Here is a 21,142-nt window from a genome sequence, read left to right on the forward strand (position 1 = left end):
GGTTTTCGGAACTTTGAAAACTTCAAAAAACGGATTTTTATCGCTCTCAATATCAAAAAAGAAAGGACGAAATGTGTCCTTTCTCGATCTTAGCTTTTCTTCAACCCACTACAGTTGACAAAGAGCCAGAAAACGATGGTTTCGAAGGAAACTGTCGTTTTTTAATAGAATGATGGCAAATTTGGAAGAAAAGTGCTTACATTTTTTAATTGGTTTATTAAATTTATGTTATAATGAATATAACAAAAACGTGAGAAACTATTTTCGAAAGTCTCTTCCAGCGTTAATGGAAGTATGCACATGCTAGGGTAATGTTATAGGAGGGATGCTATCTACTGTAAAAGTAAGATAAAACGCAACAAATGATAAGTCCTTCTTTTATACGAAGAGTGCTTATCTGCCTATTTACTAATAGTTATGGAGGTAAGGTCATGGGCGCTATTATGGAGTTTGCAACAGAAAAACAGATTGAATCATTTCTTTCAACTTGCCACATTGAAGGGCAAAAGAATTTTCTGATGGCTTTCAAGAAAAAGACATGGCTGAAATCCTTTATTGATTTTTTCGTTATAGGTGGTTCCTACTACGTTCAGTCGAGTGTGAAGCCTAAGATTCTGGCATTCACACCAAAGGGTATCTACTTGATGGACATCAGTGATGTAACTGAAAATCGTTCTAATCAAGTCGTAGAGATACCTTGGAATGATGTTAAAGATTTTACTTATCAAACAGTCTTGAATACAGTTAGGCTGAACTGGAACTATAAAAATGAATCCTTTATTTTTTCTGTGGATGTCGGTCAGATTAGTCAGCATGTGGGTCAGTATCAATTTAACAAAGACCATTATGACTATTTAGCCCAACAGGCTTTCTTTCGTTCACAGTAAATTCTAGCAATCATTTTCACAAAAGAATCTGGAAGCTTTTCTGGATTCTTTTTAGCTTTACTCGATAAGTATATAGTTTGAAACTATAACTAGCTCTTGAAAAGAAGAAAATGAGTTGATGAAAATAAGTGGTACAATAGTTACTATAGATTTGGAGGTATTGTATGAGCAAGGAATTACACATCAACACAATTTTGGCCCAGGCGGGTATCAAGTCAGACGAAGCGACAGGAGCTTTGGTGACACCGCTTCATTTTTCAATGACCTATCAGCATCCAGAGTTTGGTAAATCTACTGGATTTGACTATACGCGTACAAAAAACCCAACTCGCAGTAAGGCAGAAGAAGTCTTGGCGGCTATTGAGTCCGCAGACTATGCCCTAGCTACTAGCTCAGGGATGTCAGCGATTGTACTGGCCTTTAGTGTCTTCCCAGTAGGAAGTAAGGTCTTGGCTGTCCGTGACCTTTACGGTGGTTCTTTCCGCTGGTTCAACCAAGTGGAGCAGGAAGGCCGTTTCCATTTTACTTATGCCAATACAGAAGAAGAGCTGATTGCCGAGTTAGAAAAAGACGTGGATGTCCTCTATATCGAAACGCCAACCAATCCTTTGATGTTGGAATTTGATATCGAAAAACTAGCAAAACTGGCTCATGCTAAGGGTGCCAAAGTGGTGGTGGACAATACCTTCTACAGCCCTATTTACCAACGTCCGATTGAAGATGGAGCTGATATCGTTCTCCATTCAGCAACCAAGTATCTAGCAGGCCACAATGATGTCTTGGCTGGAGTGGTTGTGACCAATAGTTTAGAACTATACGAGAAACTCTTTTACAATCTCAATACGACAGGGGCAGTCTTGTCTCCGTTTGACAGCTATCAATTGATTCGTGGTCTCAAGACCTTGTCTCTTCGTATGGAGCGCTCAACAGCTAACGCCCAAGAAGTGGTTGCCTTTTTGAAGGATTCTCCAGCAGTCAAGGAAGTTCTCTACACTGGTCGTGGAGGCATGATTTCCTTTAAAGTAGCCGATGAAAAACGCATTCCTCATATTTTGAACAGTCTCAAGGTCTTCTCTTTTGCGGAAAGTTTAGGCGGGGTAGAAAGTCTCATTACTTATCCAACGACGCAAACTCACGCTGATATTCCAGCAGAAGTGCGCCATTCTTATGGTTTGACAGATGACCTCTTGCGTTTGTCGATTGGGATTGAGGATGCTAGAGATTTGATTGCAGATTTGCGCCAAGCATTAGAAGGATAAGACAAAGATGGGAAAATATGATTTTACAAGCCTGCCCAATCGTTTAGGGCACCACACCTATAAATGGAAAGAGGCAGAAACGGATAGTGAGGTCCTACCAGCTTGGATAGCGGATATGGACTTTGTAGTCTTGCCTGAAATCCGCCAAGCCGTGCAAACTTACGCTGATCAACTGGTTTATGGCTATACCTATGCCAGTGAAGAGTTAATTAAGGAAGTTCAAAAGTGGGAAGCCACACAACACGGTTACCACTTTGACAAAGAGGCTCTTGTCTTTATCGAGGGTGTGGTACCAGCCATCTCAACAGCTATTCAAGCCTTTACAAAAGAAGGCGATGCGGTTTTGATTAACACACCTGTCTATCCACCCTTTGCACGCAGTGTCAAGTTGAATAACCGTAGATTGATTACCAATTCTTTGGTGGAAAAGGATGGTCTGTTTGAGATTGACTTTGACCGACTTGAAAAGGATTTGGTAGAAGAGGATGTCAAACTTTATATTCTTTGCAACCCTCACAATCCTGGTGGACGTGTTTGGGAAAAGGAAGTGTTGGAGAAGATTGGCCAACTCTGCCAAAAACACGGTGTTTTCTTGGTTTCAGATGAGATTCACCAAGATTTGGCCCTCTTTGGTCACAAGCATCATTCCTTCAATACCATCAATCCTGACTTTAAAGAATTTGCTATCGTCTTGACTAGTGCCACTAAAACCTTTAATATTGCTGGAACAAAAAATTCATATGCAGTTATTGAAAATCCTAAGTTGCGAGTGGCTTACCAGAAACGCCAGTTGGCCAATAACCAGCATGAAATTTCAGGCTTGGGTTATTTGGCGACAGAAGCTGCCTATCGATACGGTAAAGATTGGTTAGAGGAACTCAAGCAAGTCTTTGAAGACCATATCAATTATGTGGTGGATTTATTTGGAAAAGATACTAAAATCAAGGTCATGAAACCGCAAGGAACCTACTTGATTTGGCTTGATTTTTCAGCCTATGACCTGACTGATGAAACATTACAAGAGCTTTTGAGAAATGAAGCCAAGGTTATCCTCAACCGTGGTTTGGATTTTGGGGAGGAAGGAAGTCTCCATGCCCGTCTCAATGTAGCCATGCCTAAATCCCTGCTGCAAGAAGTGTGTCAGCGTATCGTTATCACTTTTTCCAAACTTTAAAAATCCTGCCTTCTAGGAGAAAAGTATCTCTAGAAGGCTATTTTCATAGGGGAAAATATGGTATAATAAAAAGATAAGGTAAAGGTAAAAATATGGCTAAATTGATTCCGGGGAAAGTCCGTATCGAAGGCGTTGCCCTTTATGAAACTGGTAAGGTTGACATTATCAAGGAAAAGAACAATCGGCTCTACGCTCGCGTTGCAGAAGAAGAACTGCGCTATAGTTTAGAGGATGATTTGGTTTTTTGTGCCTGCGATTTTTTCCAAAAGAGGGGCTACTGTGTGCATTTGGCAGCGTTGGAGCATTTTCTAAAAAATGATGAGCGTGGTCAGGAAATCTTGCAGAGTCTGGAAGAAGGTCATGAAGAAAAAGAGGCCGTTGAAACCAAGGTGACCTTGGGTGGCAAATTTTTGGACCGAATCTTATCTCCAAAATCAGACCGAGCCTATGAGTTGTCCGCTGTGGGTCAGGTGGAAGCAGGAAGCAATCATATCTTGTGGACGCTTAGAATTGGGCAAATCAATAGCCAAAAATACTACGTTATTCGGGATATTCCGCTTTTTTTAAGAGTCGTCGATAAGAGAAAACCTTATATGATTGGTAAAACTTATGAGGAGTCTCTGTCTTGGGAAGCCTTTAATGAGGCTAGCCAAGAACTTCTGACTTTCTTACGTGGACTAATGGAGGAAGGACTTAGTCCAGAGCTTTTTTTCCAAAACCAAGGTCGGCACCTCTTTTTTCCTCTGACCTTTTTTGAGCAGGGTGTGAATTTACTGATGACCTTGCCTCATTTTCAATTTGACCATCAAGTGGATAGCTACCAAACCCTGCTTTTTCAGGATTTGCATGCGGATGCCAATCTATTTACCTTTACAGTAACAGAATACTTAGATTATTTTGAAATGGAAATCAGTGAGAGTCCAAGGGTCAATGTCTTTTATCAGGGAGCTGTGCTGTTCCATAAAGGACAGGTTTATTTTCTAACAGACCAGCAGATGCGTCTTCTCAAGGAAATCAAAGCGCTGCCTTTGGATCAACATGGAAAGAAATACCTGCAATTTGATAGTAGTGATCGAGACAAATTGGCTTCCTGTCTAACGCTCTTTGGCCAAATGGGCACCGTTTCAGCTCCAGAACGTCTACAAATCAAAACTTTTGCACCCTCTTTTTATTTTGACAGGGAAGAGGATAATCGGATTCGTTTAGAAATTCAGTTTGATTATGGAGATAAGCAGGTATCTAGCCGACAAGAGTTAGAAGAATTACCATTTTCGAGTGATGCTGACTTAGAAGAAAGAGTTTTTCAAATCTGTTTGGCAGCGGGATTTGAAGCAGACTTTCAATCTTGGCGTCAGGCCTTAAAAGCAGAGTCTGTCTATCATTTCTTCCATGAAATCATTCCAGTTTTTGAAAAACTCGGGCATGTTAACCTATCAGACAAGTTAGAAGAACTATATAGTCTAGCGAGTCCTCAAGTGCAGATTGCTTCCAAGGGAGGTCTCTTGGAAATCCAATTTGATTTTCAAGATATTGCCCAAGAGGAAATTGACCAAGCCATGCAGGCCTTGGTTGCCAACAAGGATTTTTATATTGATTCGTCCAATCAAGTCTACTTTTTCGATGAAGAAACCAAGAAAATTCGCCAGAATCTACAGGAACTAGGACAATTTGAATTAAAAGATGGGGCCTTGCAGGCTCGAAAATCCTTAGCTTATAGTTTAGCTCATCTCTTTGAAGGACGTGACCGTGTTTCTTTTTCACAAGAATTCCAGAATTTGGCCCACGATTTGACGCATCCAGAGGACTTCCCTAGACAAGCAACTCAGGTTCAGGCTGATTTGCGAGATTATCAGGAAAAGGGAATCGGCTGGCTACAAATGCTCTATCATTATGGTTTTGGTGGGATTTTGGCTGATGATATGGGACTTGGTAAAACTCTGCAGACCATTGCTTTTTTGACCAGTAAAGTGACAAAAGAAAGTCGGGTTTTGATTTTAGCTCCGTCAGGTTTGATTTACAACTGGGCAGATGAGTTTCAGAAATTTGCCCCACAGTTGAATGTGGCTGTTGTTCATGGTTTGAAAGCTAGTCGTGAAGAGATTCTTGCTGAGAGCCATCAAATCTATGTGACGAGTTATGCTACCTTCCGTCAGGACAGTGATCTTTATCAGGGGATGGCGTTTGACTTCCTTTTCTTAGATGAGGCTCAGGTCATGAAGAACGCCCAGACCAAGATTGCTCAGACCTTGAGACAATTTGTGGTGCCGTCAGTTTTTGCCTTGTCAGGGACACCGATTGAAAACCATCTAGGTGAACTGTGGTCTATTTTCCAAATCGTCATGCCAGGACTTTTGCCAAGCAAGAAAGAATTTATGAAATTACCAGCTGAGCGCGTTGCTCAGTTTATCAAGCCTTTCGTGATGCGGCGCAAGAAAGATGAAGTTCTGACTGAATTACCAGACTTGATTGAAATGGTTTATAAAAATGAACTGGAAGACCAGCAAAAGGCTATCTACCTAGCCCAGTTACAACAGATGCGAGACCGTCTGGCTCAAGTGTCAGATCAGGAATTCCAACGAAGTCGGGTGGAAATCTTGTCTGGTCTGATGCGCTTGCGTCAAATCTGTGACACTCCTGCCCTCTTTATGGAAGATTATCAGGGAGCCAGTGGCAAACTGGATAGTCTTCGAGACCTGCTGGTCCAGGTGGCAGACGGTGGACACCGTGTCTTGATTTTCTCGCAGTTCAAGGGAATGTTAGAGAAAATAGAACAAGAACTGCCAGACTTGGGCTTGACTTCCTTTAAAATTACGGGTTCAACCCCAGCCAAGGAAAGACAAGACATGACCAAAGCCTTTAACCAAGGGGAAAGAGATGCCTTTCTGATTTCCCTCAAGGCTGGTGGTGTCGGTCTGAATCTGACAGGTGCTGATACGGTTATTTTGGTTGACCTTTGGTGGAATCCTGCGGTGGAAGCGCAAGCTATTGGCCGTGCCCATCGGATAGGTCAGGAAGAAACGGTTGAGGTTTATCGCTTAGTGACCAGGGGAACCATTGAAGAAAAAATTCAGGAACTCCAAGAACAAAAGAAACATCTAGTGTCACAAGTATTGGATGGAACAGAGTCACGTGGCAGTCTCAGCCTAGCAGAAATTAGAGAAATTTTGGGAATTTCTGAAGCCAGCACTTGAAAAATCAAGACAATACGCTATAATGAAGTGTTGAAAGGAAATAGAAAATGAGAGAAGAACGATTTCCATTGGTGTCAGATGATGAGATCATGTTGACTGAGATGCCGGTTATGGACCTCTATGATGAATCTGACTTTATCAGTAATATCAAGGGAGAATACCGTGATAAGAATTATCTGGAGTGGGCCCCTATTACTGAAGAAAAACCAGCAAAACCGATTGAAAAGCCCGTAGAGAAACCTAAGAAGGCTGGTTTAGGAGTTAAAAAAGAAGGAAAGAGCTATGCGGAGGTGGCGCGTGAAGAAGCGCGTGCGGATTTGAAAAAGAAGCGCTCAGCAAGTTATCTGACTAAGGATATTACTCCTACAAGGCGCCCTTCTCAGCAACGTTTGGATAGACAGAGCAATCAACCTACCGCGCCTTTCCAAAAGGAAAATCCTGGCGAATTTGTCAAATACAGTCAAAAATTGACTCAGTCTCATTACATCTTGGCGGAAGAAGTGAACAATATTTCGACTCAAGCTGAGCCAAAAGAAACTTCAGGCCCAAAGAAAAACAACTATGATTTTCTGAAAAAGAGCCAAATCTACAATAAAAAGAATCAACAAAAAGAACAAGAACGTCAGGTGGCCCAAGAGTTGAATCTGACAAGAATTACGGAATAGGGGAGAAAACATGTCAAAGACATATCATTTTATCGGAATTAAGGGATCAGGTATGAGTGCCTTGGCCTTGATGTTGCACCAAATGGGGCATAAGGTACAGGGTTCAGATGTTGAAAAGTACTACTTTACTCAACGTGGTCTTGAGCAGGCAGGAATTACCATTCTTCCTTTTGATGAAAAGAATCTAGACGGTGATATGGAAATTATCGCTGGAAATGCCTTTCGTCCAGATAACAACGTCGAAATTGCCTATGCGGACCAAAATGGCATTAGCTACAAACGTTACCATGAGTTCCTAGGTAGCTTTATGCGCGACTTTGTTAGCATGGGAGTTGCTGGAGCGCACGGAAAAACTTCAACTACAGGTATGTTGTCTCATGTCTTGTCTCATATCACAGATACTAGCTTCTTGATTGGAGACGGGACAGGTCGTGGATCAGCTAATGCCAAATATTTTGTCTTCGAATCTGACGAATATGAGCGCCACTTCATGCCTTACCACCCAGAATATTCTATCATCACTAACATTGACTTTGACCATCCAGACTATTTCACAAGTCTAGAGGATGTTTTCAATGCCTTTAACGACTATGCTAAACAAATTACCAAAGGTTTGTTTATCTACGGAGAAGATGCTGAATTGCGTAAGATTACGTCTGATGCACCAATTTATTATTATGGTTTTGAAGCAGAAGGTAATGACTTTGTCGCTAGTGATCTTCTTCGTTCAACAACTGGTTCAACCTTCACAGTTCATTTCCGTGGACAAGACTTGGGGCAATTCCATATTCCAACCTTTGGTCGTCACAATATCATGAATGCGACAGCCGTTATTGGTCTTCTTTATACAGCTGGATTTGATTTGAACTTAGTTCGTGAACACTTGAAAACATTTGCCGGTGTTAAGCGTCGTTTCACTGAGAAAATTGTCAATGATACGGTGATTATCGATGACTTTGCCCACCATCCAACAGAAATCATTGCTACTTTGGATGCGGCTCGTCAAAAATATCCAAGTAAAGAGATCGTAGCAATCTTCCAACCGCATACCTTTACTAGAACTATTGCCCTGTTGGACGACTTTGCCCACGCTTTGAACCAGGCGGATGCAGTTTACCTAGCGCAAATTTATGGATCTGCTCGTGAAGTAGACCATGGTGATGTTAAGGTAGAAGACCTAGCCAATAAAATCAATAAGAAACACCAAGTGATCACTGTTGAAAATGTTTCTCCACTCCTAGACCATGACAATGCTGTTTACGTCTTTATGGGAGCAGGAGATATCCAAACCTATGAATACTCATTTGAGCGACTCTTGTCTAACTTGACAAGCAATGTTCAATAGGATTTTCCAATGGAAATTCCAATTAATATCATTCAGGCAAGTAAGTCTGATTTGGCTGAGATAGAGGAACTTAAGGCTTCATCTTTTCCAGCTGAAAAGCAGCAACCTTCCCATATTTTAAAAGAAAGTATCCGTAAGTATGCGGATACCTTTCTTCTAGCTAGGGATGAAAATCAGCTTCTGGGCTATGTTCTAGGTGGTCCTTACCCACACAATCCGAAATGTCTAGAAGTACATTCTTTAGTCATTGATACTGACCATCAGAGACAGGGCTTGGGAACGCTTCTTCTTGCGGCTTTGAAAGATGTGGCAGTTAAGCTGGATTACAAAGCTATCCGTTTGAAGAGTCCGGATGAGTTGCTTTCCTATTTTGAAATGAACGGTTTTATTGATGAAGAAACTTCCCTTTATGCAGCTAGCCAGGGTTATAGTATGATTTGGTTTAATCCTTTTTACCTGGAGGTACAATGAAGATCAGGCAAGCAAAATTAGAAGATTTGGATCGGATTGTCGAGATTGAACTAGAAAATTTCTCGATTGAAGAAGCTATTCCTCGCTCTGTTTTTGAGACGCATTTGCGAAAAATTCAGACCTCGTTTCTGGTTGCAGAAAAAGAAGGCAGAATCATGGGGTATATAGAAGGGCCAGTTGGACCATACCGCCATCTGCAAGATCAGTCTTTTACAGAAGAGATAGAAGATTATAGTCATGAACCTGGTGGTTATATCTCTGTGACCTGTCTTTCTATTGCCGAGGAGGCACAGGGCCTTGGACTTGGTCAGAAATTACTAACAGCCTTGAAAGAACTGGCTCTTGAACATGAAAGAGAAGGTATTAACCTAACATGTCATGACTATCTCATCACCTACTACGAAAAGCATGGATTTGTAAATGAAGGCCAGTCCCAGTCAACCTTTGCAGGAGAAACCTGGTATGATATGGTCTGGGAAGCTAAAAAATAAGCTAGAAAAGCATGCTAGGTTGCTTTTCTTTCGTTTTTAAGATATAATATTATGGATTGTCAACGAGGAGGATAAACTTTTGAGTGAAAAGCCAAGAGAAGACGAAAAATTAAGCTTTAAAGAGCAGATTTTACGTGATTTAGAGAGAGTAAAACGTTATGAAGGGATTCGCCAAGAGGCCGCTGAGCTCGATGAAAAAAAATCAGCTTTGTCTGTCCCTGACACAAAAATTGCTGATGAAGAGGTGATGAATGCATCCCTATCAGCTGTTGAAAAAATTATGGAGAATGCACCACGTGTTCCACAGCATCCTAGTGAAGATGTGCCTGCATCACCGGCAAAGGAACTAAGAGAGGAAGCTCCAATCGTTCCTAGTCACCCTAGTCAAGATGTTCCAGCTTCACCAGCAGATGAGCTTCAAAGAGAAACTCCTGCCGTCCCAACCCATCCAAGTCAAGATGTGCCGTCTTCTCCAGCGGAAGAAAGTGCCTCAAGACCAGGACCAGGTCCTGTTAGACCTAGAAAAGTAGAAAAGGAATTCAATGAGATTCCAACAAGAGTAGCTGTTTCTTATAAGACTGAAGCTGAAAAAGAACCTCAGAAAGAAGTAGCAAAACCAGAACAAGTCACGGAATCGGAAGCTGTTGAAGTCATTACTGAAACTCCACGTCGTAGTCGTCGTGAGACAGTTAAACCTGTTAAGAAGAAAAAATCACATTTGAAGGCTTTCTTCATTTCTCTATTGATTTTCCTTGCCTTGATTTCTGCAGGTGGTTACTTCGGTTACCAGTATGTTCAATCATCTTTACTACCTGTAGATGCAAATTCTAAGGAATATGTAACGGTTCAAATTCCAGAAGGATCTAATGTCCAAGAGATTGGATCAACTCTTGAACATTCTGGTGTGATTAAACACGGTGTGATTTTTGCTTTCTATGCGAAATATAAGAATTATTCAGATCTGAAGGCTGGATATTACAATTTGCAAAAGAGCATGAGTACAGAGGATATCATCAAGGAACTTCAAAAAGGTGGTACTCCTGAACCTCAAGAACCGTCACTTGCAGATTTGACCATTCCAGAGGGCTATACAATTGAGCAAATTGCCCAAGCTGTAGGCCAATTACAAGGTGAATTTAAAGAGCCTTTGACCGCGGAAGCTTTCTTAGCTAAAGTGCAAGATGACAACTTTATCAGTCAAGAAGCTGCTAAATATCCAAACCTACTTGAAAGCTTGCCAACGAAAGAAAGTGGAGCTCGTTACCGTTTGGAAGGTTATCTTTTCCCAGCGACCTACTCTATCAAGGAAAGCACAACTATTGAAAGTTTGATTGATGAGATGTTGGCAGCTATGGATAAGACCTTGACTCCGCACTATAGTGCAATTAAGTCTAAAAACTTGACAGTCAATGAATTACTAACAATTGCTTCACTTGTTGAAAAAGAAGGAGCTAAGACCGAAGACCGTAAGTTGATTGCAGGTGTCTTCTACAACCGCTTGAACCTTGGTATGCCACTTCAAAGCAATATTGCAATCTTGTATGCCCAAGGGAAACTTGGCCAAAATATTAGCCTAGCAGATGATGCTGGAATTGACACATCGATTAATTCACCATATAATGTTTATACCAAACCTGGTTTGATGCCTGGTCCAGTAGATAGTCCAAGTCAGGACGCGATTGAAGCAAGTATCAACCAAACAAAGAGTGAGAACCTCTACTTTGTAGCCAATGTTACAGATGGTAAAGTCTATTACGCAGTGACACAGGAAGAACATGATCGTAATGTAGCTGAACATGTCAATAGCAAACTTACTCAAAATAGTAGTTCAAACTAAGACTACAAAAATGAGAATCTCAGATAGAGATTCAATACTATCGAAAGAAAGTTGAGAAAAATGGCAGAAAAAACATATCCTATGACCCTTGCGGAAAAGGAAAAACTTGAAAAAGAATTAGAAGAATTGAAATTGGTCCGCCGACCAGAAGTGGTAGAACGCATTAAGATTGCCCGTTCATACGGTGACCTTTCAGAAAACAGTGAGTATGAAGCAGCTAAGGATGAACAAGCCTTTGTCGAAGGACAAATCTCTAGCTTGGAAACAAAAATTCGCTATGCTGAAATCGTCAATAGCGACTCAGTTGCCCAAGACGAAGTAGCGATTGGTAAAACAGTTACTATCCAAGAAATTGGTGAGGACGAAGAAGAAGTTTATATTATCGTAGGTTCAGCTGGTGCGGATGCCTTTGCAGGTAAGGTTTCAAATGAAAGCCCGATTGGACAAGCCTTGATTGGCAAGAAAACAGGTGATACAGCAACCATTGAAACACCTGTTGGTAGCTATGATGTAAAAATCTTGAAGGTTGAAAAAACAGCCTAAAAACAGAAAAAAGGAGTGGGGAGGCGATGCGCTTCACTCACTCCTTTTTCCATTTTAAATTGAATTGGAGACGTTATGAGTTCAAAGAAGAAAAAAAATAAGATGGAGCGTGGTCTGACCAATCGTCACGTGCAGGTTATGGCCATCGCTGGAACAATCGGAACAGGACTCTTTTTGGGAGCAGGTCGTTCTATTAGCTTAACAGGTCCTTCCATTGTACTGATTTATATGATTACAGGGGCCTTCATGTTCCTCATGATGCGTGCTGTTGGGGAAATGCTCTACCAAGATCCTGAGCAACATACCTTTATCAACTTTATCACGCGCCATTTAGGTAAGGGCTGGGGTTATTTCTCAGTTTGGTCTTACTGGTTATCCGTTGTCTTTATCGGTATGGCGGAAATTACAGCCATCTCTCACTATGTTCAGTTCTGGTTTCCTAGCTGGCCAAGTTGGATGATTGAGATTGGATTTTTAACCATTCTAGCCTTGGTCAATCTGATTGCGGTGAAGCTCTTTGGGGAAGTTGAGTTTTGGTTTGCTATGGTCAAGATTGTGGCTATTTTAGCTATGATTGCCACAGGAGTCTTTATGGTCTTGACAGGCTTTAAGACACCTCATGGAGTAGCAAGTTTGGCTAATATCGCCGACAATTTCTCCCTATTCCCAAATGGTGGAGTAAACTTTGTCATGGCCTTCCAGATGGTTTTCTTTGCCTACCTCATGATTGAGTTTATCGGGGTAACGACTTCTGAAACCAAAAATCCACGTCAGGTCTTGCCAAAAGCCGTTAAGGAAATTCCTTTGCGTATCGCCTTTTTCTACGGTGGTGCCCTCTTAGCCATTATGGCTATCATTCCTTGGCGTGAGCTTGCTTCTGCTGATTCTCCGTTTGTTACGGTATTTGAATTGGCCGGTATCAAGTGGGCGGCAGCCTTGATTAACTTCGTCGTTTTGACCTCAGCAGCATCTGCTCTTAACTCAACCCTCTACTCAACAGGTCGTCATTTGTATCAGATTGCCCATGATTCGCCAAATCCATTCTTAAAAGCAATCAAGGCGGATACCCTTTCTCGACACAATGTGCCACAAAATGCCATCATCGCTTCAGCAATCTTAATTGCTCTGGCTGCCTTTATCAATGTCTTGCCAGGTGTTTCGGATGCCTTTGCCTTGATTACGGCATCGTCATCAGGTGTCTATATTGCTATCTATATCTTGATTATGGTGGCTCACCTTAAATACCGCAAGTCACCAGACTTTATGGCGGATGGCTATCTCATGCCCCATTATCGTTTCCTAAATCCTTTAACCATGCTCTTCTTTGCCTTTGTCTTTGTAACCCTCTTTTTACAAGAGTCTACATTTGTAGGAGCAATCGGATCTGCTATCTGGATTATCGGTTTTGGGATTTATAGCCAGTGGAAATTTAGAAAATAGATTTGAAACTCATCAACTTAGGTTGGTGGGTTTTTGCTAGTTTGACAGCCTTTTGAAATAAGACTATAATACAAGCTGTATCAGTTTTCGAGGAGGTTTAGATGTACTTTAGATTGGAAAATAAGGAATCCCAGAAGGCGCAAGAAATTGGGAATTTGATTCGTGCTTATAACCGTTCAAAAAGAGAAGAGGCTGAGAGTGAGGCATTGAATCTTTATTTTGAAGATGAAAAAGGTAATCTCCTTGCAGGTTTGATAGCAGAGACTTTTGGAAATTGGCTAGAAATCAAGTATTTGTTTGTAAAAGAGGAATTGCGAGGGCAAGGAATTGGTTCAAAACTATTGCAGCAGGCAGAAAGTGAAGCTAAGAATCGAAACTGTCGTTTTGTCTTTGTCAATACTTACCAGTTTCAAGCGCCAGATTTTTATCAGAAACATGGATACAAGGAAGTCTTTGCTTTGCAAGACTATCCCTACACAGGACAAAGATTTTATTACCAAAAGGATTTGTAAGTAGAAGATGAAAGCATAAGGCAAAGAGGGGAGTTTGACATAAGTCTCGATAAAATACCCCTTAAATACTACAAATTGTGTCTTTCTAGACGATATTGAGGATAATGCATTAGATGTGAAATCCTACGATACTGTAGATGTTTTGAAAAAATTGAATAAGCAGAAAACTCTCTATCTTTTTGTGGTAGAGAGTTTTTTGTTAATAAAATCTTACAAAATGACATTTATATATTGCATTAAGTTAGATATATGATATAATAATGTTGAAAAGAGGCGCAACTTTTTAAAACTATAAGGAGGACGCAGGTGGCTAAAAATTTAAAATTAAAATTAGCTCGAGTCGAGCTTGATTTAACACAAGGTCAACTGGCAGAGGCTGTTGGGGTGACGCGCCAGACTATTGGTTTGATAGAGGCGGGGAAATACAATCCCAGTCTCTCGCTCTGCCAGTCCATTTGCAGATGTTTAGGGAAAACCCTAGACCAACTATTTTGGGAGGAAGAAGATGGTAACTAAATTCATTCATTATCAATTACTTGACGAAAGAGAAGAACAACTAATCAATAAAGCTGGGGCGGAATCCTTTACCCTCTTCATTGGGCTTGTGCTTCTAAGCTATTTGGTGGCTGTATTGGCTCCATCTCTTTAATCCGAATTTTCTAGTCTATACTCTGATAGTAGGAATTTTCTTCTTTTTCAATTGTGCTCGTTATCTGGGAGTGACCTACTATAGTCGTTTTCATTTTACGATTTTGGGTTGTTTTTTCCTAACCTTGGCGATTACAACTCTATTGATGTTGCAGAATTATCAATTCAACATAGAAATTTATCAGCACAATCCTTTGAATGTTAAATACCTGTCTGCTTGGGTCATTACTTATGTCATTTACCTTCCTTGGGTCTTTTTTGGCAATCTCGGTCTTAAGAGTTATGGCGAATGGGCCCAGAAAAAGTTTGAACAAGATATGGATGAACTGGAGAGTGGTGAATAGCTTGTTACTCTTTTCTCAATCCAGCCAAAATGTGATATAATAGTACTAATTTATTGGAATACATGAAAGTTCTTGAAAATTTTCATGTATTTCTAGCTAAGGAAGTAGGAAAAGTATGTATCCAGATGATAGTTTGACATTGCACACAGACTTGTACCAAATCAACATGATGCAGGTTTACTTTGACCAAGGGATTCACAATAAAAAGGCGGTCTTTGAGGTGTATTTCCGCCAACAGCCTTTTAAGAACGGCTATGCGGTTTTTGCTGGTTTGGAAAGAATTGTGAATTATCTTGAAGATTTGCGTTTTTCAGATAGTGATATTGCCTATTTGGAGTCGCTGGGCTATCATGGGGCATTTTTGGACTATCTCCGCAATTTCAAGTTGGAGTTGACCGTTCGTTCTGCCCAAGAAGGGGATCTGGTTTTTGCTAATGAACCGATTGTACAGGTGGAAGGCCCTCTAGCCCAATGTCAGTTGGTCGAAACGGCTCTTTTGAACATCGTCAACTACCAGACCTTGGTGGCGACTAAGGCAGCTCGTATTCGTTCAGTCATCGAAGATGAACCTTTGATGGAGTTTGGAACACGTCGTGCGCAAGAAATGGATGCGGCTATCTGGGGAACACGTGCAGCGGTGATTGGTGGTGCCAATGGAACCAGCAACGTTCGTGCTGGTAAACTCTTTGATATTCCTGTCTTGGGGACTCACGCCCATGCCTTGGTACAGGTTTATGGTAACGACTATGAGGCCTTTAAGGCTTACGCTGCGACCCACAAAAATTGTGTCTTTCTTGTGGATACCTATGACACCCTTCGCATCGGTGTGCCAGCTGCTATTCAGGTGGCGCGTGAGCTAGGAGACCAGATTAACTTTATGGGTGTGCGGATTGACTCTGGGGATATTGCCTATATTTCTAAGAAAGTCCGTCAGCAACTAGACGAGGCTGGATTTACAGAGGCTAAGATTTATGCTTCAAATGATTTGGATGAAAATACCATCCTCAACCTTAAGATGCAAAAGGCCAAGATTGATGTCTGGGGTGTGGGAACTAAGCTGATTACAGCCTATGACCAGCCAGCTCTTGGGGCAGTTTATAAGATTGTGGCCATCGAAGATGAAAATGGGAACATGCGTAATACCATCAAGCTGTCTAATAATGCGGAAAAAGTGTCTACGCCAGGTAAGAAGCAGGTGTGGCGCATTACCAGTCGTGAAAAAGGCAAGTCAGAAGGCGATTATATCACTTATGATGGTGTGGATGTGAGCGACATGACAGAAATCAAGATGTTCCATCCGACTTATACCTACATCAAGAAGACCGTTCGTAATTTTGATGCTGTTCCTCTCATGGTGGATATCTTCAAAGACGGAAAACTGATTTACAACCTGCCTAGCTTGACTGAGATTCAGGCTTATGCACGTAAGGAATTTGACAAGCTTTGGGATGAGTACAAGCGTGTTCTCAATCCGCAGCATTATCCAGTGGATTTGGCGCGTGATGTATGGCAAGACAAGATGGACTTGATTGACAAAATGCGCAAGGCAGCCCTTGGTGAAGGAGAAGAAGAATGAGTTTGCAAGAAACAATTATCCAAGAACTAGGCGTGAAACCAGTGATTGATGCCCAAGAAGAAATCAGTCGTTCGATTGATTTCTTAAAAAGATACCTGAAAAAGCACCCCTTCCTAAAAACTTTTGTGCTAGGGATTTCTGGAGGTCAGGACTCAACCTTGGCAGGTCGCTTGGCCCAATTAGCTATGGAAGAACTGCGAGCAGAAACTGGCGATAACAACTATAAATTTATCGCTGTCCGCCTGCCATACGGAGTGCAAGCTGATGAAGCAGATGCTCAAAAAGCCCTAGCCTTTATCCAGCCAGATGTCAGTTTAGTCGTCAATATCAAGGAATCAGCTGACGCCATGACAGCTGCAGTTGAAGCAACAGGAAGCCCTGTTTCAGACTTCAACAAGGGGAATATCAAGGCACGTTGCCGTATGATTGCCCAATATGCCCTTGCTGGTGCCCATAGTGGAGCGGTCATTGGAACAGACCATGCTGCGGAAAATATCACAGGTTTCTTTACCAAGTTTGGTGACGGTGGTGCAGATATTTTACCCCTTTTCCGTCTCAATAAACGTCAAGGAAAACAATTATTGAAGGAACTTGGTGCAGACCCAGCCCTTTATGAAAAAATCCCAACAGCAGATTTGGAAGAAGAGAAACCAGGCCTAGCTGATGAAGTCGCTCTCGGAGTCACTTACAATGAAATTGATGACTACCTCGAAGGCAAACAAGTTAGCCCAGAAGCTCAAGCGACTATTGAAAACTGGTGGCACAAAGGCCAACACAAACGCCACCTACCCATCACCGTATTTGATGATTTTTGGGAGTAAAAACCTCCAGTGGAGGTTTTTACCCCGAGCACGGAAATAAATAAGCGAGGAGGTCCGGGGGACCTTTTTAGCTTCTTGCCTAGAAATTGGGAAGCAAGAATAACCTCCAGTGGAGGTTTTCAGCCCGAGTCTAGAAAGGGGAAAACGAGGTAGATTCGATAACTCGAAGAGTTCGATTTCGTTGTCTCACCCCCGCAACGATGACTAGGTTTGAAAAGCTTGGTAAAGCGCATTTCAAACCAGACAGCGACTGCGTCAAGGGATTAGAAAAAACACTTGTTTCCTAGCTGTTACTGAGTTTAGTCTTTTTACCCCGAGCATGGAAACAGGTAAGCGAAGAAGGTCCAGTGGACCTTTTTAGCTTATTGTCTTAAGCTTAGAAAGCGAGGTAGCGTCATGAAAGCAATCGGTACGCAAATATTACAGACAGATCGTTTAATCTTGCGAAGATTTGTGGAAAGTGATGCAGAAACCATGTTTCAGAATTGGGCTTCATCCGCTGAGAATCTAACCTACGTCACTTGGGATCCCCATTCTAATGTCGAAATCACTCGAAACTCGATCCGAAATTGGGTTGTTTCCTATGCTAATCCCAACCATTACAAATGGGCCATTTGTCTCAAAGAAAAGCCAGAGCAGGTGATAGGAGATATCAGTATCGTTGCAATAGATGAGAACGATTCTTCTTGTGAAATTGGCTATGTGCTAGGCAAGGCTTACTGGGGACATGGGATTATGACAGAGGCCTTGAAAGCTGTTTTGGACTTTTGTTTTATTCAAGCAGGTTTTCAAAATGTCAGAGCTCGATATGCCAGTCTCAATCCAGCTTCAGGTCGTGTCATGGAGAAGGCTGGAATGTCCTATCTAAAGACTATTACCAATGGTGTAGAGAGAAAAGGCTATCTTGCGGACCTTATTTATTATCAGATAAGCAAGGAGAATAGATAAGCTTAACATTTATCGATTATCCGTTGTTCTTATTTTTTATATACTATTTCATTTATCCTTTCTTTTCCGAATAAATAGATAGTAGCAGTGAATCTAGTAAAACTAGATTTAAAATTGTGGTATAATAAGAGGAGGAAATGGATGATTTTAAGACATCCGGGCATCAGCCCGACCAACGATTTGGTTGCTAAGAAAATCTTTAGCAATCCAGAAATCACTTGTCAATTTATTCGCGATATGTTAGACTTGCCAGCCAAAAATGTAACTATTTTGGAAGGAAGTAACATTCACGTCTTACCCACTACACCGTACTCGGCTCAGGATTTCTATACCAGTATAGACGTTTTAGCTGAACTAGATAATGGAACTCAAGTAATCATTGAGATTCAGGTGCATCATCAGAATTTTTTCATTAATCGTTTATGGGCTTATCTGTGTAGTCAGGTCAATCAAAATCTAGAAAAAATTCGCCAGCAAGAGGGCAATACTCATCAGAGTTACAAACACATCGCACCAGTATACGCCATTGCAATTGTGGATAGTAATTATTTCCAAGATGATTTGGCTTTTCATAGCTTTAGCATGAGAGAGGATACGACAGGTGAGGTTTTAACAATTACAAATAATGGTCAGGAAAACCATCTAGTCAAGATGGCATTCTTGGAACTAAAAAAATACAAAGAAACCAGCAAAGACAAGGTTCGTAAACCGTGGTTGGAGTTTTTTGGGAACAAACCCTTTACCCAGCGCCCCGAGCGAGCCATCAGCCAAGCAGACCAACTGCTAGACTATAAAAGCTGGTCCGAGGAGGACAGGAAAATGTTTAGTCAACTACGTATGCGTGAAGAACAAGCCTTGTTAGCACAGGACTATGCTTTGGAAACTGCTAGGGAGGAAGGGAAATTTTTTGCCTTCCTAGATATGGTCCACCAAGGTCTTCTGACTTCTGAGGTTGCCAGCCAGCAGTTAGGTATAACTGTCGCTGAGTTTGAAGAACTATTGAAAGAGCATCACAAATAAGAACTAAGAAAATACAGAAAAACCAGCAAGGATAAGGTTCGCAAGCCATGGTTGGAGTTTTTCGGTAATAAACCCTTTACCCAACAACCCGAGCGAGCTATCAGCCAGGCAGACCAACTGCTAGACTACAAGAGCTGGTCCGAGGAGGACAGGAAAATGTTTAGTGAACAACGCAGACGCGAAGAACAAGCATTATTGGCTCATGATTATGCCTTGGAAACTGCTAGGGTGGAAGGGATTGAAGAGGGATTAAAAGTAGGTTTAGTAAATCTAGTACGTCAAGGTCTTCTAACACCTGAGGTTGCAAGTCAGCAGCTGGGAATGAGCGTCTTTGAATTTGAGACACTGTTATAAAACCATCATGATAATGCATTTTTGGAACTAAAAAAATACAGAGAAACCAGCAAAGACGAGGTTCGCAAACCGTAATTGGAGTTTTTGTAAATCAGTAAATCAATGACAGATTTTTTCCGTGATAAAGGGAAGAATCTGTTTTTTTTTTAGTTTACTAGATGTTCACTCTAAAACCTAAGATAGCTTACCCTTTTACTCATGCTTTTTTGATTTCTTTGAAGTATAACCTGATTAAATTCCTATTTTTCCCTATCATTGTCCCTGTTTTTTCTGGAATTTTGGGGCTATAATAGTCCTATCAAATCAAAGAATGGAGGAAGGCGATGGATAATATAATCTTTTTTATCAGTGTTTTTCTTGCTGGAATTCTTTCCTTCTTTTCTCCTTGTATCTTACCCTTGTTACCGGTTTATGCAGGGGTCTTGTTGGATGACAAAGATGGTGCTCAGGCTTCTAGTGAAAAATATTCAATCTCACTTGTTAGTCTATTGCGGACTTTGGCCTTTATAGCGGGGATTTCCTTTGTTTTTATCTTATTGGGCTATGGAGCTGGTTTTTTAGGCAATTTGCTTTATGCTTCTTGGTTTCAGTATGTGACGGGTGCGGTTATCATTCTCTTGGGCTTGCACCAGATGGAAGTCTTACATTTGCAGGGGCTTTACAAGGAAAGAAGGCTACAATTAAAGAGACAGGGACAAAAGAGTAACGGCTATAGTCAGGCATTTTTACTGGGGTTGACCTTTAGTTTTGCTTGGACGCCTTGTGTGGGGCCAGTTCTGGGGTCTGTTTTAGCCTTGGCAGCTTCAGGTGGTTCAGGAGCTTGCCAGGGAGCTGGTCTCATGTTGGTTTACACGCTGGGTTTGGCGCTACCATTTTTGGTTCTAGCTCTAGCCTCCAGCTATGTTTTGAAACATTTTCGAAAACTCCATCCTTATCTAGGAACCCTCAAAAAAGTAGGTGGTTTCCTCATTATCGTGATGGGAATCTTGGTGCTTTTGGGAAATGCTTCCATTTTGACTACATTATTTGAATAGAAAGGAAGAAGACATGAAAAAATGGCAAACATGTCTCCTTGGAGTAGGCTCAATCTGTTGTTTGGCAGCCTGTTCGGCTAAAAATATGTCAGACGAAGCTACTATGAAGGAGCAAACAAAAACAGAACAAGTCAGTTCACAAACTGCTACTAAAGGTCAGGCGGTTGCTGATTTCGAACTGATGGGAGTAGATGGCAAGACCTACCGCTTGTCTGATTACAAGGGCAAGAAAGTCTATCTCAAATTCTGGGCTTCTTGGTGTTCCATCTGTCTAGCCAGTCTTCCAGATACGGATGAAATTGCTAAGAATGCTGGTGATGATTATGTGGTCTTGACAGTGGTGTCTCCTGGACACAAGGGGGAACAAGCAGAAGCGGACTTCAAGAACTGGTACAAGGGCTTGGATTATAAAAATTTCCCAGTTCTAATTGACCCGTCAGGCAAACTCTTGGAAAGTTATGGTGTTCGTTCTTACCCAACTCAAGCCTTTATAGACAAGGAAGGAAAACTGGTCAAGACGCAACCAGGTTTTATGGATAAGGATATGATTTTAAAGACATTGAAAGAAATGGGGTAGAGAAA

The 21,142-nt window shown here is 41.4% G+C and carries 18 protein-coding genes and 4 pseudogenes; all 22 read left to right on the top strand.

Annotation, left to right across the window (positions count from 1 at the left end; all coding sequences use genetic code 11):
• Positions 1–431 precede the first annotated feature (431 nt).
• The 22 genes and pseudogenes from QM843_RS06485 to QM843_RS06590 all read left to right on the top strand — a co-directional run bounded on the left by QM843_RS06485 (position 432) and on the right by QM843_RS06590 (position 21,137).
• A complete protein-coding gene (locus QM843_RS06485) occupies positions 432–887 on the top strand; it encodes a hypothetical protein (RefSeq protein WP_414304615.1) in 456 nt (151 codons plus the stop codon).
• 164 nt (positions 888–1,051) lie between these two features.
• The gene (locus QM843_RS06490; protein WP_414304616.1) at positions 1,052–2,146 is read left to right on the top strand and encodes a cystathionine gamma-synthase; all 1,095 of its coding nucleotides are present in this window, start codon (positions 1,052–1,054) and stop codon (positions 2,144–2,146) included.
• A gap of 7 nt (positions 2,147–2,153) precedes the next feature.
• Positions 2,154–3,320, top strand: coding sequence for a MalY/PatB family protein (locus tag QM843_RS06495; protein WP_237447403.1), 1,167 nt, complete (start codon positions 2,154–2,156; stop codon positions 3,318–3,320).
• Positions 3,321–3,412: 92 nt separating this feature from the next.
• Positions 3,413–6,511 carry a pilus expression-regulating Snf2 family helicase gene (locus QM843_RS06500; RefSeq protein WP_261150721.1) on the top strand — a complete coding sequence of 1,033 codons (3,099 nt, stop codon included), beginning with the start codon at positions 3,413–3,415 and terminating at the stop codon, positions 6,509–6,511.
• A 47-nt stretch (positions 6,512–6,558) separates the two neighbouring features.
• Positions 6,559–7,176, top strand: a complete 618-nt coding sequence (locus tag QM843_RS06505; RefSeq protein ID WP_223340475.1) for a divisome accessory protein ZapJ — start codon at positions 6,559–6,561, stop codon at positions 7,174–7,176.
• A gap of 10 nt (positions 7,177–7,186) precedes the next feature.
• Positions 7,187–8,521 (top strand): UDP-N-acetylmuramate--L-alanine ligase, encoded by a 1,335-nt coding sequence (gene murC / locus QM843_RS06510; RefSeq protein WP_049502115.1) that lies wholly within the window; start codon positions 7,187–7,189, stop codon positions 8,519–8,521.
• Positions 8,522–8,530: 9 nt separating this feature from the next.
• Positions 8,531–8,992 (top strand): GNAT family N-acetyltransferase, encoded by a 462-nt coding sequence (locus tag QM843_RS06515; protein ID WP_414304617.1) that lies wholly within the window; start codon positions 8,531–8,533, stop codon positions 8,990–8,992.
• Positions 8,989–9,483: a GNAT family N-acetyltransferase gene (locus QM843_RS06520; protein WP_414304618.1), complete on the top strand. Its 495-nt coding sequence runs from the start codon at positions 8,989–8,991 to the stop codon at positions 9,481–9,483. Before QM843_RS06515 ends, QM843_RS06520 begins: the two co-directional genes overlap by 4 nt.
• A gap of 79 nt (positions 9,484–9,562) precedes the next feature.
• Positions 9,563–9,644: pseudogene (locus QM843_RS06525) on the top strand (UDP-N-acetylmuramate--alanine ligase); the annotation flags it as partial.
• A gap of 197 nt (positions 9,645–9,841) precedes the next feature.
• Positions 9,842–11,320 (top strand): annotated as a pseudogene (gene mltG, locus QM843_RS06530) (endolytic transglycosylase MltG); the annotation flags it as partial.
• A gap of 60 nt (positions 11,321–11,380) precedes the next feature.
• On the top strand, positions 11,381–11,863 hold the full coding sequence (gene greA / locus QM843_RS06535) for a transcription elongation factor GreA (protein ID WP_000818750.1): 483 nt from the start codon (positions 11,381–11,383) through the stop codon (positions 11,861–11,863).
• 75 nt (positions 11,864–11,938) lie between these two features.
• Positions 11,939–13,303, top strand: coding sequence for an amino acid permease (locus QM843_RS06540; protein ID WP_070479450.1), 1,365 nt, complete (start codon positions 11,939–11,941; stop codon positions 13,301–13,303).
• 101 nt (positions 13,304–13,404) lie between these two features.
• Entirely contained in the window at positions 13,405–13,815 is a 411-nt protein-coding gene (locus QM843_RS06545) for a GNAT family N-acetyltransferase (protein WP_261117030.1), read from the top strand.
• A 306-nt stretch (positions 13,816–14,121) separates the two neighbouring features.
• Positions 14,122–14,331 (top strand): helix-turn-helix transcriptional regulator, encoded by a 210-nt coding sequence (locus tag QM843_RS06550; RefSeq protein WP_173875948.1) that lies wholly within the window; start codon positions 14,122–14,124, stop codon positions 14,329–14,331.
• Positions 14,321–14,807, top strand: a pseudogene (locus tag QM843_RS06555) (DUF6773 family protein). Before QM843_RS06550 ends, QM843_RS06555 begins: the two are co-directional and overlap by 11 nt.
• 115 nt (positions 14,808–14,922) lie before the next feature.
• On the top strand, positions 14,923–16,383 hold the full coding sequence (locus QM843_RS06560) for a nicotinate phosphoribosyltransferase (RefSeq protein WP_414304619.1): 1,461 nt from the start codon (positions 14,923–14,925) through the stop codon (positions 16,381–16,383).
• Positions 16,380–17,204: an ammonia-dependent NAD(+) synthetase gene (gene nadE / locus QM843_RS06565; RefSeq protein ID WP_414304620.1), complete on the top strand. Its 825-nt coding sequence runs from the start codon at positions 16,380–16,382 to the stop codon at positions 17,202–17,204. Before QM843_RS06560 ends, nadE begins: the two co-directional genes overlap by 4 nt.
• Positions 17,205–17,600: 396 nt before the next feature.
• Positions 17,601–18,152 carry a GNAT family N-acetyltransferase gene (locus QM843_RS06570; protein ID WP_414304621.1) on the top strand — a complete coding sequence of 184 codons (552 nt, stop codon included), beginning with the start codon at positions 17,601–17,603 and terminating at the stop codon, positions 18,150–18,152.
• A 141-nt stretch (positions 18,153–18,293) separates the two neighbouring features.
• A complete protein-coding gene (locus tag QM843_RS06575; RefSeq protein ID WP_261150723.1) occupies positions 18,294–19,172 on the top strand; it encodes an Rpn family recombination-promoting nuclease/putative transposase in 879 nt (292 codons plus the stop codon).
• Positions 19,173–19,526 (top strand): annotated as a pseudogene (locus QM843_RS06580) (Rpn family recombination-promoting nuclease/putative transposase); the annotation flags it as partial.
• A gap of 323 nt (positions 19,527–19,849) precedes the next feature.
• The gene (gene ccdA2 / locus QM843_RS06585) at positions 19,850–20,560 is read left to right on the top strand and encodes a thiol-disulfide oxidoreductase-associated membrane protein CcdA2 (protein WP_414304622.1); all 711 of its coding nucleotides are present in this window, start codon (positions 19,850–19,852) and stop codon (positions 20,558–20,560) included.
• 13 nt (positions 20,561–20,573) lie between these two features.
• The gene (locus tag QM843_RS06590; RefSeq protein WP_084926851.1) at positions 20,574–21,137 is read left to right on the top strand and encodes a redoxin family protein; all 564 of its coding nucleotides are present in this window, start codon (positions 20,574–20,576) and stop codon (positions 21,135–21,137) included.
• Positions 21,138–21,142: the final 5 nt, after the last annotated feature.

This window comes from Streptococcus mitis, from assembly GCF_047463435.1.
GTDB lineage: Bacteria > Bacillota > Bacilli > Lactobacillales > Streptococcaceae > Streptococcus > Streptococcus mitis_DS.

Bases quoted from the DNA above. Each gene is read 5' to 3' on its own strand.
- QM843_RS06540 (WP_070479450.1), top strand. From the start codon at position 11,939: ATGAGTTCAAAGAAGAAAAAAAATAAGATGGAGCGTGGTCTGACCAAT.
- QM843_RS06515 (WP_414304617.1), top strand. From the start codon at position 8,531: ATGGAAATTCCAATTAATATCATTCAGGCAAGTAAGTCTGATTTGGCT.
- QM843_RS06490 (WP_414304616.1), top strand. From the start codon at position 1,052: ATGAGCAAGGAATTACACATCAACACAATTTTGGCCCAGGCGGGTATC.
- QM843_RS06485 (WP_414304615.1), top strand. From the start codon at position 432: ATGGGCGCTATTATGGAGTTTGCAACAGAAAAACAGATTGAATCATTT.
- QM843_RS06500 (WP_261150721.1), top strand. From the start codon at position 3,413: ATGGCTAAATTGATTCCGGGGAAAGTCCGTATCGAAGGCGTTGCCCTT.
- greA (WP_000818750.1), top strand. From the start codon at position 11,381: ATGGCAGAAAAAACATATCCTATGACCCTTGCGGAAAAGGAAAAACTT.
- QM843_RS06505 (WP_223340475.1), top strand. From the start codon at position 6,559: ATGAGAGAAGAACGATTTCCATTGGTGTCAGATGATGAGATCATGTTG.
- nadE (WP_414304620.1), top strand. From the start codon at position 16,380: ATGAGTTTGCAAGAAACAATTATCCAAGAACTAGGCGTGAAACCAGTG.
- QM843_RS06545 (WP_261117030.1), top strand. From the start codon at position 13,405: ATGTACTTTAGATTGGAAAATAAGGAATCCCAGAAGGCGCAAGAAATT.
- ccdA2 (WP_414304622.1), top strand. From the start codon at position 19,850: ATGGATAATATAATCTTTTTTATCAGTGTTTTTCTTGCTGGAATTCTT.
- QM843_RS06495 (WP_237447403.1), top strand. From the start codon at position 2,154: ATGGGAAAATATGATTTTACAAGCCTGCCCAATCGTTTAGGGCACCAC.
- QM843_RS06575 (WP_261150723.1), top strand. From the start codon at position 18,294: ATGATTTTAAGACATCCGGGCATCAGCCCGACCAACGATTTGGTTGCT.
- QM843_RS06570 (WP_414304621.1), top strand. From the start codon at position 17,601: ATGAAAGCAATCGGTACGCAAATATTACAGACAGATCGTTTAATCTTG.
- QM843_RS06520 (WP_414304618.1), top strand. From the start codon at position 8,989: ATGAAGATCAGGCAAGCAAAATTAGAAGATTTGGATCGGATTGTCGAG.
- murC (WP_049502115.1), top strand. From the start codon at position 7,187: ATGTCAAAGACATATCATTTTATCGGAATTAAGGGATCAGGTATGAGT.
- QM843_RS06590 (WP_084926851.1), top strand. From the start codon at position 20,574: ATGAAAAAATGGCAAACATGTCTCCTTGGAGTAGGCTCAATCTGTTGT.
- QM843_RS06560 (WP_414304619.1), top strand. From the start codon at position 14,923: ATGTATCCAGATGATAGTTTGACATTGCACACAGACTTGTACCAAATC.